Origin of the sequence: Nocardia sp. BSTN01, from assembly GCF_015354405.1 — a bacterium.
In the GTDB taxonomy this organism is placed as follows: Bacteria; Actinomycetota; Actinomycetes; order Mycobacteriales; family Mycobacteriaceae; genus Nocardia.
In genome coordinates this window covers 1-10,500 of record NZ_JADKYP010000105.1, presented here as the reverse complement: position 1 = coordinate 10,500, position 10,500 = coordinate 1, and the positions used below count along the sequence as shown (strand labels likewise).

Genomic DNA, 10,500 nt, shown 5'->3' with positions numbered 1-10,500 from the left:
ATCAACCTGGGATGGGAAATTCCGATGAAGCGTGGCGCTGGCCTCCCTGGCTCGCCCGGCAAACTCGTCGAGCGACACCTCGACGCCGCAGTCCTCGATCAGGTTCCGAGACCGCTACTACAAGCCGCGGCATCCGACCTGCGATGAGCCACCACTGTCAACTTCGTCCCCCTTCACCCGTGGCTTCCGCCATCAGGTCGTGCGTGGCGGCTCCCCACCCTGCACGATCTGGTGACAGTTTCGGTTACGCGGCCTGACTGGCCAGTGTGGTCATGATTGTCTCGAATTCGATCGGCGTCAAGCGGCCCAGGCCCGTCTGCCGGCGGCGCCGGTGGTAGGTCCGTTCGATCCAGATCACGATCGCGATCCGCAGTTTCGCGGGTACGCCAGGACCGGCGGTCGAGAACGTTATTCTGCAGCAGGGCGAAGAGGCCCTCCATGGCGGCATTGTCACCAGCGGAGGCGACCCGTCCCATCGATCCGACCATGCCGTGTCTTGCCAAGGCACGCACGAACTTTCGGCTCCGAAATTGGTCGGATTCAACTGATCGTTGCAACACCCCTGATCATGGAGGTGTTGGCAGTGGGAGCTGTTCAGCGGTGGAAGAACGTTCGGGAGTATCGGGGACAGATGCCGTCGCCGGGCCGGACGACAGTGGCGTGGCGCGAAGATCGGGTCCGGTTCTGGGCGGCGATCGCGCGCGGAGTGATGACCGAGGACGCCGCAGCGGAGGCGGGGGGTCCTCACCGGTCGGATTCCGCTGGTTCCGGCATGCTGGCGGCGTGAACCCCCGTTTGCCCAGTCCGTTTCGGTAAGGTATCTGTCATCGGCCGAGCGCGAGGACATCGCGCTCTGGCGCGCCCAGGGCGCGGGAGTTCGCGAGATAGCTCGCCGGCTCGGGCGGAATCCGTCAACGATCTCGCGTGAGTTGCGACGCAACGCCGCCACCCGCACCTACCGGCTGGATTACAAGGCGTCGACCGCGCACGACCCGGACTCCATGCGGTCACCCACGCCCGGTCGCCGCGGGTTGCAGCGTTCGGCGATCGGCACCTTGGTCGAGCGGACCACCCGGTTCACCATGCTGATCCATCTGCCGCGCGAGGACGGATACGGCGTCATCGCACGCACCGAGAACGGGCCGGCCCTGGCCGGCTACGGCGCCGTGACCATGACCGATGCCCTCACAGGAACACTCCGACCACTGCCGCCCTTGCTACGGCGTTCGCTGACCTGGGACCGAGGCGAGAAACTGTCCGACCATGCCCGGTTCACCGCCCGCACGGGCATGCCTGTCTACTTCGCCGACCCGAAGAGCCCATGGCAGCGGGGAACCAACGAGAACACGAATGGACTTCTGCGCCAGCACTTTCCGAAAGGCACCGACCTTTCCAGGTGGTCGGCGGGGGAGATCGCCGCAGTCGCTCACACCCTCAACACCCGACCTCGCAAGAGACTCGGCTGGAAGACGGCGGCCGAAGCGTTCACCAAGCAGCTACGATCACTCCAATAATCTGGTGTTGCGACGACCGATTGAATCTAAGATCCACGGTGCCCCATCCTGTGACGACACCGTCGGTGTGAGGCCTGTGGTGCTCGAGGCCGAACCCACTGGCACGGTGCCGGCGCAGTGGCTCGCTCTCAGTGAACGAGCCCGGGTCGAGCAGAAGGGTGATGCGCTCACGAGCGGTCAGCTTGCCCTTGGCCCGCTGTCGTTCCGTCGCGACCGGGTCGCCAGCGTGCAGCTCTCTGCGAAGGTAGCGGAGTTCGGCCGCCCCCAAATCGGCCATTACATACTCGCTTTCTCAATCCAGGGCGACTGTTGTAGCCCAGTTCATGGCGGCCGCAGTCGGCGGCGCGGTCCAGGTCAAGGCCGCCGGGTCTACCTCGGACAGACGGATCCAAGGATCGCAACCGAAGGCCGCGACGGCGGCCGCACGCAGCCAGCCGTCGAATTCCGCGCCGGGACCTGTCGCGGGTGTCCGCAATCGGTTCGGGTCGGCGCATTGCACTGTCACCGCAATCGCTCCGGACCCAGCCGGAGCGAATACCTCGTGCACGATGCCGAGCCGACGACGCGACTGCTCGTATTCGCGACGACGTTCGGTCAGCGTGATGTGCTGCGCAGCGGCCCAGTCCTTCTCAGCCTCCGGACGCACTGCGAGGATCACCGTTCGGGCGTCACCGGGAGCGGTGATCGCCGGCGCCCGCCGCGATCGGCCACCACTCGTGAACTTGCCCATGCCCAGCTGGGCGAGCATATTCGAGGCGACATTCACAGCCCACCGCTCTGCGATCAGGCCGTCCTGTAAGCGCCACACCACGATTCCGCGGGATTCGATTCGTTCACCCGTAGGCGCGATCCCCAGTAGCTCACCCGTGTGAGTGCCGTGCCAGGTGTTGTGCACGACCACATAGTCACCCTGGGCACTCATGTCCTCAATCACCACCCGTAGGTCGGCGAATGCGCCACGCAACTGGCCGATCGTGTATTTGACGCCCACCCGGCCGTCGGGAGCGCCCGGAATCGGTTCGTGATCGACCATGTCCTCGCGATAGATCTCGTCGACGACCGAGAAATCGCCCTTGTTGACGAATTCCTCGAACACCCTCCGGATAGTAGCGCGGTTGTGCGCGAGCCGATCCGAGCTCGCCGCGGCGGTCACTTCGCGGCCCCCTTCCGTGCAACACCCATGTAGGTGGCCGACTTGTCCCGCGACTGGAACATTTTCAGCGAGCCGTCTTGGCGCTGCCCCAGAATCATGATGCCGACAGGAGATTCGACCTGCTCGAAACCCGTGCGATCGAAGATCGCGGCGAGCTCGGTCGGTTTGATGAACTTCGAGTACTGATGCGCACCCTTCGGCACGATCCGGAGAATGTACTCCGGCAACACGATCATGGAGAAGAAGGCCATCGGTGTGCGATTGATGGTGTCCCACAAGAACAGTCCGCCTGGCTTCAGCACCCGGTGGATCTCGGCGACCACCTGAGACACATCGATTACGTGCTCGAGAACGTCAACGCAGGTGACTATGTCGAAGCTTGCATCCTCGTAAGGCAGTTGCTCGGCTGTGCCGACGGTGTAGTCGATGGGTAGCTCGGTGACGGTGCTCGCGTGCTTGCGTGCAGCGCCGATGAGTTCGGCTGAGGCATCGATGCCACTCACCACCGCGCCTCGCTTGGCGAGGTACTCGGCCGTGAAGCCGCCGCCGCAACCCACGTCGAGCACCTTGGCGCCGGCCCACCGGTCGACAAAACGCTCGAAGTAGCCGAACCGCACCGGGTTGAACGACTTGAGGTTATTCATGCTGGAGTCATCGTCCCACCAGTGTTCGGCGAACGCACCGAAGAACTGCTGCTCGGCCAGAGTCTTGTTATCAATTGCGGTCACTACCTTGCCTACCTTGTCTGCTGAGAGTTTTGGTGTTTGGTTTGCGAGGGTCATTTCACCGGAACCAGGTCGGTCCAACGGGTTCCGTACGCGACGTGGTCGTTTTCGGTGCCGCGGAAGCCCAAGCGGGTCCACGTCGCCTTCATCAACACCTCGCGCGCCGCGACGGCTGGAGCGCCACGGACCGCGCCCAATCGGCCGATCCAATACGCCATGCGCTGCATGGAGGCGGTTCGTGGGTAACGTTCAGCCTCGTAGGCGCGCAGCGCCACAACGGGATCGTCGGTGCGTGCCAGTTGCTGTGCGAGCACAGCAGCGTCTTCGATCGCCTGGCAGGCGCCCTGGCCGACATTGAAGGTGATGGCGTGCGCCGCGTCCCCGAGCAAGGTGACACGTCCATCGCCCCATTTCTTGCTCGGCGGCCGGTCGACGACGTCACCGCGAACGATGCTGTCCGGTTCAGAGGCCGCGAGGATATCGGGCACCGGGTCGACCCAGCCTCGGTGCCGGTCCGCGAGCATCGCGGCGACGTCCCGGGCCGATCCGTTGTCCCGACCACCGGCCGGACCGTTGGCGACGCTCATCCAGTGCACGACCCCCGGTGCGATGTCGTAGTAGGTGAATCGAGTGCCGGGACCGAACAGCGCCGCGAAGGTTCCGGTTGGAATCAGATTATGGTGCATGAGAGAGTGCCCGCGCCAGGCGATGTACCCGTTGTAGCGGGGCGGCCCATCGTTCAGCAAGGCGGCACGCACGGCCGACCCGACACCGTCGGCGCCGATCAGAATGTCACCGCGTGCCTGCGTGCCGTCGGCGAATTCGACCGCGACGCAATTACCTTCGTCGCGATAACCGGTAACCCTTGCAGCGGTGCGGATTTCGACGTCGGGCAACGCACCGGCCAATACCCCGTGCAGAGCGGCCCGCGAGATAGCGACAGTCGGCTGGCCGTACTTCTGCTCGAACGAACCTATTGGCCAGCGACCGAGCACGCCGCCACGCCAGGTCAGAAATTGGGCGACCGACTGCGCCGGGGCGATCTCACGCACCGCGTCGGCCAGGCCGAGATGCGCCAGCGCCAGCATTCCGTTGCTCCAGATGTGAAGTCCCGCACCGCCGTCGCGGATGTGATCCGCTCGCTCGAAGACGGTGCTCGAGATGCCGACACGGCGTAATGCCACAGCGGCGGCCAGGCCTCCGATGCCACCGCCGGCGATCAGTGCATGCGATATCGATTGCTTGGTCATCAGCTGATCCCTTTCGATCGGGCTGAACGTCAGTGCTCTGGCTCCGCTGGATGCACTGTCATCTGCAGGGTGATCTTGATCTTGTCGCCGAGGGCGGTGTCCCCGTCGTCCAGCGGCAGGTCGAAGTTGACGGCGAAGTCCTCGCTGCTGAGACCACCGTTGGTCTCGCCGCAGACCTCGCTCACAATCAGGCTCTGTGAGGTGAATGGGATGGACGAGCCGCCCTGATCGATCTCCCAGGTGCCCGGGTGAAACCGGGGGACGGTCGCGCTAGTCATGTCTGTGTGCTCCTACGTCTGTGTCTGCGATGGGCCGGGCGCGTCCGGTTGGGCCCGCCCGATCCGTCGTCGCGGTGCCGCAGTGCGCTCAGCCGTCGAGGTATTGCATTGCCCCAGCGGGGTATCGATCACCTTGAGTCGCGCCTTGGGGCACCAACGCCGATAGCTCGGCGACATCCTGTGGCTCTAGCGGCTCGACGGCAGCCGCCCCGTTCTCGTTAAGATGGGCCAACTTGCGGGCACCGGCCAAGGCGACGAGATTGCCTCCGGTCAGTACGTTGCCCTGGGCAATGACCCAGGCAAGCGCGACCGACGCCGTGCTGCGCGACAGTCGGTTGGCCACGCGCCGGACCGCAGCGACCAATTCCTCGTTGGCAGGCCGGTTCTCGTCGGAGAAGCGCGGGGCGATGCGCCGAAAGTCGGTGTCGGCCAACTGCTCGACACCGCGCTTCGAATCGGTGAGCAGACCTCGGCTCAGCGGGCTATACGCCACAAATGCAATGCCACGCTCCCGCACGACGTCGAGCACACCATTGGACTCGACATCGCGGGTCAGCAGGGAATACTCCGATTGCAGTGCGGCGATGGGGTGTTCAGCATGGGCGCGGGCGACGGTCGCTGCGCTCGCCTCACACAATCCGATATGCGCGATCTTGCCCGCTGCCACGAGTTCGGCCATGGCCCCGACGCTTTCCTCGATCGGCACGGTCGGGTCGATGCGGTGCAGGTAGTACAGATCCAGTCGATCCACACCAAGCCGCCGCAGAGTGCCGTCGATGCTGCGACGGATATAGGCTGGGCTGCAATCGATCCCCATGGTCAACCGGCCCTCATCATCGATGGTCGAGCCGACCTTGGAGCTGAGGATCACCTGCTCGCGGCGCATAGCGCCCAGGGCCTTTCCGACGAGCACCTCGTTGGTGTATGGACCGTACATGTCAGCGGTGTCTACGAGAGTAACCCCCATGTCGACCGCGCGGCGGATGAGTTCCACCGCCTCGGAGGTGTTGCTGGGCCCATAGGCGAAGGTCATGCCCATACAGCCCAGGCCCAGCGGTGCGGTCTTGCGACCCGTGGAGCCGAATTCGTATTGCGCCAACGCCTTCGAGTCAGTCATGAGAGTGCTCCCGCTACAGAGAGGGCAACCAGCGCAGCTCCCTGGCAGGCCACCAGGATCGGCAGCACGCCGTCAGAAACGGCTTGCCGCGCACGGGCGTCCGATATGGGCGCACCGCCCATCGCGGCCGTGGTCAGCGCCTTGTTGATGGGGGCGACGCTGCGCATGAACACCGCCAGCCACACCAGCAATACGACGACAGCCACCGCGGCGGCGACGGCGGCGGCCCCGTTGCCGCTGATTCCCGCCGTCACCGCCGCACCCAGCGCCAACAACGAACCGATGGTTCCCGGTAAGCTGAGTCTCTTGTCGCCGTACAGGTGAATGTGCCCCATGGTCCGAACCAGCACGTCCTCGCTGACATATGCCAGGGCCGGACGCACGACGATGGCTGAGAACGCATCGGTCCCGAATACGATCGCGTTGCTGAGAATGGCCGCCACAATGAGAATTTGGGTCGTCGTCACCATCATTGCGGCACCACCTCCTCGTGGGTGGGCACAACGCCGATCTGCTGCAAAACCTCGAGCAGGTTGATCTCGTCCCAGTGCTCGGTCAGCAGTCCATCGCGCACATGCCAGATGTCGATGGTGTGGAACGTGACCGGCTTGCCAGTGGCGGGGATGCCGACAAACGGCCCGTCATGGGTTGCCGTGTAGGAGAATCGGCCCACAAGTCGGTCCTCGGTGGCAATCACTTCCTCCGCCGTCGCCCGCACATCAGGGAAGGCGAGGAAGAAACCGCGCCAGAATTCGGCATTGGCGACCCGGCCGTCCCCGACCATGGGGTTGTGGTCGATGTAGTCCTCGCTTAGCAGCTGAGAGATGCCCTCAGCGTCGTGTTCGTTAAGGAGCCTGACAAACTCGTGAGCGAGCCTCGAAACCTGTTCCGACATATCGGTTCCTTCCTTTGTCGACGCACTGCGAAGTCAGTGCTGATTGCGCGGCGAAAGGCTTTCCGCCCGCGCAGAATTTGGCCTCCGCGCAGCGATAAGATCTGCCGCGCGTCGGGCGCTGGCGATCGAGCACTCCACGAGGATCCCGGGTGCCGCGACGCTGTCGCCCACCAGATAGACGCCGTCACCACGATCTATAGCGGGCCGGTCTCGCCATGTGAAGCCCGGCAGATCCAGTGCGCCCGTGCGACCCCGGGAAACATACGCGCTCTGCCACAACAGCCGATCACGCCAGTTCGGCGCGGTCAGATCGAAGAGCCCACCCAACCGTTCGAGCGCGTCGGACTTTGATTCGCCAGGGCGCATGGGCATTTGGCCCTGCCACAGCGTCTGCCCCTCTGGCACCAGAGAGGAATCATGGTCGCTGTAGTGGCCGACGAAACCACCCTCGTCCATATCGAAGGTGACATTGCCGTCCCGCTTGGACGGGGTGAGGGCGACATCGAGCAGTGCGGCCGCGCCGCTCTCCCAACGCAACGACTGATCGCCAAGCAAGGAGCGCGCCGAATCTAGCGCCGTTGCGACAATAACCGGCCCATCTGACGGCAGTTCCGTAACCCGGGAGCCTGTCTCAATCCGCACACCTAGCTCGGTCGCACGGGCGGCCATGCGGTACACGACCGCGCCCCAGCCTCCGATGACGTAACGGGTAGGCAGGGGATAGCGCGGAACACCCACGCGCAGTAGGCGTTCAAAGACGAACTCCGCCGAGAGCCGACCGGGATCGGCGTCATAGAGCACGGGGCCGAGGAACCCCACGGCATTCTCGATGGCCTGCGGGCTGAAATGCTCACGCCCCCAGTCCCGGAACGAGCGATCGACCGGCGGGACGTGCTTGCGGCCGAGGAACACCATCCGTAGGTAGGCGGCGGGCACGGTCCGGCGAAGGACGCCGCGCCGGCGGAACCGCATCCGGTTCACCTCGGCGAATGTCAGTCGGACGAACGGGCCCACCAACCCCTTACCGACGAGCCATCGGAAGGGCTCCCCGTTGAGATAGAAGACGTGCGTCCCATCGTTGGTGACGTACGGCGGCGGCGTCGAGCGTGAACGGCCACCGAGCGTCGAATGCGCTTCGTGCACAGTCACATTCAAACCTTGCTCGGCGCAACAAATAGCAGCCGTCAAGCCGGCGATTCCACCCCCGACAACGGTCACGTGCCCCTGGTTCACGTCCGCCCTCCCTTCGCGCTGGATCAAAGCTATCAATCAGAGCAACGCTAGTCTAGTATTGATCTCACATCTAGCACTGTTAACGAAGGAGCCCTGACATGAAGGACGGCACGAACAGGTCACTGATCGTGGTTATCGTCGTCACCGGCGTCGCCGGATTCATGGCAATGCTGGACAACCTTGTCGTCATGACCGCGCTACCCACCATCGGACGAGATCTCGGCGGCGGCATCGAACAACTCGAATGGACCGTGAGCGCCTATACGCTCACCTTCGCGGTGCTGCTTATGACCGGTGCCGCACTGGGCGATCGGTACGGTCGGCGACGTATGTTCGTCCTGGGCCTCGCACTGTTCACCGCGTCCTCCGCCGCTGCGGCACTGTCCAACACCATCAACGAGCTGATCGCCGCCCGGGCCGTGCAGGGCATAGGCGCGGCCATCGTCATGCCGCTCACCTTGACGCTACTTATCACCGCGGTGCCACCTAAAACTCGCGGTGTTGTGCTTGGAGTCTGGGGCGCGGTCAACGGTCTCGCCATCGCCATCGGCCCGCTGGTCGGTGGATCCATTGTCCAACACTTGTCCTGGAACTGGATCTTCTGGCTCAACGTGCCGATCGGCATTGTCCTGATTCCCATTGCCGCGACGCTGCTTTCGGAAAGCCGGGGCCCGAACTCGACACTCGACATCCCGGGCACCGTACTCATCACCGCCGCTGGCGCGGGGCTGGTCTACGGCATCATCCGCGGCAACGCAGATGGCTGGACCAGCACAGGCATCCTCGTCAGCCTGATCGGTGGTGGCGTGCTGGTAGTGGCGTTCGTGATTTGGGAACTGCGCACCCGCGAACCGATGCTTCCGATGCGGCTGTTCCGAAACGCTACCTTCAGCGGCGTCAATGCCGCGAGCCTGCTGATGGCACTGGGCAATTTCGGTGCCATCTTCCTGATGAGCCAGTTCTTCCAGACAGTGCAGGGTTATGGCCCGGTCGAGGCTGGCGTGCGCCTGCTGCCGTGGACCGCCGCGCCGATCGTGGTAGCGCCGATCGCGGGCATCGTCTCCGACAAAATCGGCAGCAAGGGAATTGTGGCCCTCGGCCTGCTCATCCAGGGCATCGGCCTGGGCTGGTGGGCGATGGTTGTGAAGGTAGACGTCGCCTACTCCGCACAGTTGGGGCCGATGCTCCTCAATGGTATCGGCATGTCTATGTTCTACGCACCCGTGGCGAACATGCTCATGAGCTCGGTGCGACCTGAGCATCAGGGTGTCGCATCCGGCGCGAACAACGCGCTTCGCGAGATCGGCGGTGCGCTGGGCGTGGCTATCCTGGGTGCGGTATTCAGCGCCCGTGGCAGCATCACCGATCCGCACCTGTTCGTGCACGGACTGGTGCCCGCCCTGCGTGTGGGTGCCGCGGCCACCATCGCCGGCGCGGTCGCAATGCTGTTCACCACCAACAACGCTCCGGCCGGCGCTGAGGCTGCGCCGACGCCAGTCGGTGAACCTGCCACCATCCCAGCCGACGCTCACTGAAATCTACTGGGTGCCTGGCGCATCGAAGGACACCCACCGATTGTCTAGGAATCGACATGGAAACCGTGGTCCAAATCCTGCTGACCGTCGCCATAGTCGGCACCGCAGCGGTGTACGGCACCGACGTATTCAGCTCATTCGTGCTACGACCGGCCCTGACCCACCTCTCCGACGCCGAAATCACCAGCGCCATGGGGCATATGCACCGTATTGCCGACAAGCGCATGCCCTTCCCAGGCGTCATCGGAGGAGTTGCTGCGGTGATCGCCGCCACTGGCGCGGGCTTCGACGGCGACGCATTCGTCTCGGTGGCAGCAGCGCTCGGCTTCGCGTTCGTGGTGCCCTGGCTGATGATCTATGCGAGGGTCGCCGCGCCGGTTAACAAAGCCCTCGCTAAAGCCGCTACCGAGGGTCAGGTAGCAACCGACACCCGGGCCCTGCAAGCGACCTGGGACAGCGTAATAAACGCGCGTGTCGCACTCCAGGGCGCGGCGCTACTCGCGCTCTGCATCGCGCTGGTGGCATCGGCGAGCTGACCGTCGTACTGCATACAGACCACGCCAGGTATGTCCCCGATTCGGGGGCATACCTGGCGTATCGACAGTGTCATTGCGCCGTGCGCGTTGAACGCCTACGGATCACATCGGCCTGCGACCCTTCAGACCCGCTGGAGTGCATCGCTGATCTCCACACAACGGGTTGCCAACCCCTATCCGCGAGCGATGGCCACGGCCTAATGGCTCGGGATGCTCGCACTAGTGTTCCGCGCCTGAAATCCGTTGTGTAATTGTAGGATTCGA

11 protein-coding genes and 3 pseudogenes are annotated in these 10,500 nt (G+C 64.2%); 4 read left to right on the top strand and 10 right to left on the bottom strand.

Translation table 11 applies throughout. The annotated features are described in order from the left end of the window. Positions 1-244 precede the first annotated feature (244 nt). Positions 245-548: pseudogene (locus IRT45_RS37395) on the bottom strand (IS3 family transposase); the annotation flags it as partial. 20 nt (positions 549-568) lie between these two features. Between IRT45_RS37395 and IRT45_RS35395 the strand changes: the two are divergent. Further along, positions 569-1,514: pseudogene (locus IRT45_RS35395) on the top strand (IS30 family transposase). Here IRT45_RS35395 and IRT45_RS35390 read toward each other — a convergent pair. The 8 genes from IRT45_RS35390 to IRT45_RS35355 form a co-directional block, all read right to left on the bottom strand. Then, on the bottom strand, positions 1,486-1,791 hold the full coding sequence (locus IRT45_RS35390; RefSeq protein ID WP_375540186.1) for a carboxyl transferase domain-containing protein: 306 nt from the start codon (positions 1,789-1,791) through the stop codon (positions 1,486-1,488). The pseudogene IRT45_RS35395 and the gene IRT45_RS35390 overlap by 29 nt on opposite strands. A gap of 15 nt (positions 1,792-1,806) precedes the next feature. Next, positions 1,807-2,610 (bottom strand): ester cyclase, encoded by an 804-nt coding sequence (locus IRT45_RS35385; protein WP_309241295.1) that lies wholly within the window; start codon positions 2,608-2,610, stop codon positions 1,807-1,809. A gap of 53 nt (positions 2,611-2,663) precedes the next feature. Beyond that, a complete protein-coding gene (gene ubiG, locus IRT45_RS35380; RefSeq protein ID WP_228535958.1) occupies positions 2,664-3,449 on the bottom strand; it encodes a bifunctional 2-polyprenyl-6-hydroxyphenol methylase/3-demethylubiquinol 3-O-methyltransferase UbiG in 786 nt (261 codons plus the stop codon). Continuing rightward, positions 3,446-4,642 (bottom strand): FAD-dependent monooxygenase, encoded by a 1,197-nt coding sequence (locus tag IRT45_RS35375; protein WP_194810113.1) that lies wholly within the window; start codon positions 4,640-4,642, stop codon positions 3,446-3,448. The genes ubiG and IRT45_RS35375 overlap by 4 nt, the downstream gene beginning before the upstream one ends. A gap of 29 nt (positions 4,643-4,671) precedes the next feature. Continuing rightward, positions 4,672-4,920, bottom strand: a complete 249-nt coding sequence (locus tag IRT45_RS35370; RefSeq protein WP_194810112.1) for a hypothetical protein — start codon at positions 4,918-4,920, stop codon at positions 4,672-4,674. An 88-nt stretch (positions 4,921-5,008) separates the two neighbouring features. Beyond that, positions 5,009-6,037 (bottom strand): aldo/keto reductase, encoded by a 1,029-nt coding sequence (locus tag IRT45_RS35365; protein ID WP_194810111.1) that lies wholly within the window; start codon positions 6,035-6,037, stop codon positions 5,009-5,011. Continuing rightward, the gene (locus IRT45_RS35360; RefSeq protein WP_228535956.1) at positions 6,034-6,510 is read right to left on the bottom strand and encodes a DUF1772 domain-containing protein; all 477 of its coding nucleotides are present in this window, start codon (positions 6,508-6,510) and stop codon (positions 6,034-6,036) included. Before IRT45_RS35360 ends, IRT45_RS35365 begins: the two co-directional genes overlap by 4 nt. Further along, the gene (locus IRT45_RS35355; RefSeq protein WP_194810110.1) at positions 6,507-6,932 is read right to left on the bottom strand and encodes an ester cyclase; all 426 of its coding nucleotides are present in this window, start codon (positions 6,930-6,932) and stop codon (positions 6,507-6,509) included. The genes IRT45_RS35360 and IRT45_RS35355 overlap by 4 nt, the downstream gene beginning before the upstream one ends. Positions 6,933-7,304: 372 nt before the next feature. On the opposite strand from IRT45_RS35355, the gene IRT45_RS38150 reads away from it, so the two are divergent. After that, positions 7,305-7,505, top strand: a complete 201-nt coding sequence (locus IRT45_RS38150; protein WP_375540187.1) for an OapA N-terminal domain-containing protein — start codon at positions 7,305-7,307, stop codon at positions 7,503-7,505. 495 nt (positions 7,506-8,000) lie between these two features. Here IRT45_RS38150 and IRT45_RS38145 read toward each other — a convergent pair. Further along, a pseudogene (locus IRT45_RS38145) lies at positions 8,001-8,150 on the bottom strand (FAD-dependent oxidoreductase); the annotation flags it as partial. A 113-nt stretch (positions 8,151-8,263) separates the two neighbouring features. Between IRT45_RS38145 and IRT45_RS35345 the strand changes: the two are divergent. Both IRT45_RS35345 and IRT45_RS35340 read left to right on the top strand, forming a co-directional pair. Then, entirely contained in the window at positions 8,264-9,700 is a 1,437-nt protein-coding gene (locus IRT45_RS35345; protein ID WP_194810108.1) for a DHA2 family efflux MFS transporter permease subunit, read from the top strand. A 56-nt stretch (positions 9,701-9,756) separates the two neighbouring features. Further along, on the top strand, positions 9,757-10,236 hold the full coding sequence (locus IRT45_RS35340) for a DUF1772 domain-containing protein (protein WP_194810107.1): 480 nt from the start codon (positions 9,757-9,759) through the stop codon (positions 10,234-10,236). Positions 10,237-10,500: the final 264 nt, after the last annotated feature.

Coding starts and splice junctions, on each gene's coding strand:
- IRT45_RS35390 (WP_375540186.1), bottom strand. CDS start 1,791: ATGGCCGATTTGGGGGCGGCCGAACTCCGCTACCTTCGCAGAGAGCTG.
- ubiG (WP_228535958.1), bottom strand. CDS start 3,449: ATGACCCTCGCAAACCAAACACCAAAACTCTCAGCAGACAAGGTAGGC.
- IRT45_RS35375 (WP_194810113.1), bottom strand. CDS start 4,642: ATGACCAAGCAATCGATATCGCATGCACTGATCGCCGGCGGTGGCATC.
- IRT45_RS35370 (WP_194810112.1), bottom strand. CDS start 4,920: ATGACTAGCGCGACCGTCCCCCGGTTTCACCCGGGCACCTGGGAGATC.
- IRT45_RS35365 (WP_194810111.1), bottom strand. CDS start 6,037: ATGACTGACTCGAAGGCGTTGGCGCAATACGAATTCGGCTCCACGGGT.
- IRT45_RS35360 (WP_228535956.1), bottom strand. CDS start 6,510: ATGATGGTGACGACGACCCAAATTCTCATTGTGGCGGCCATTCTCAGC.
- IRT45_RS35355 (WP_194810110.1), bottom strand. CDS start 6,932: ATGTCGGAACAGGTTTCGAGGCTCGCTCACGAGTTTGTCAGGCTCCTT.
- IRT45_RS35345 (WP_194810108.1), top strand. CDS start 8,264: ATGAAGGACGGCACGAACAGGTCACTGATCGTGGTTATCGTCGTCACC.
- IRT45_RS35340 (WP_194810107.1), top strand. CDS start 9,757: ATGGAAACCGTGGTCCAAATCCTGCTGACCGTCGCCATAGTCGGCACC.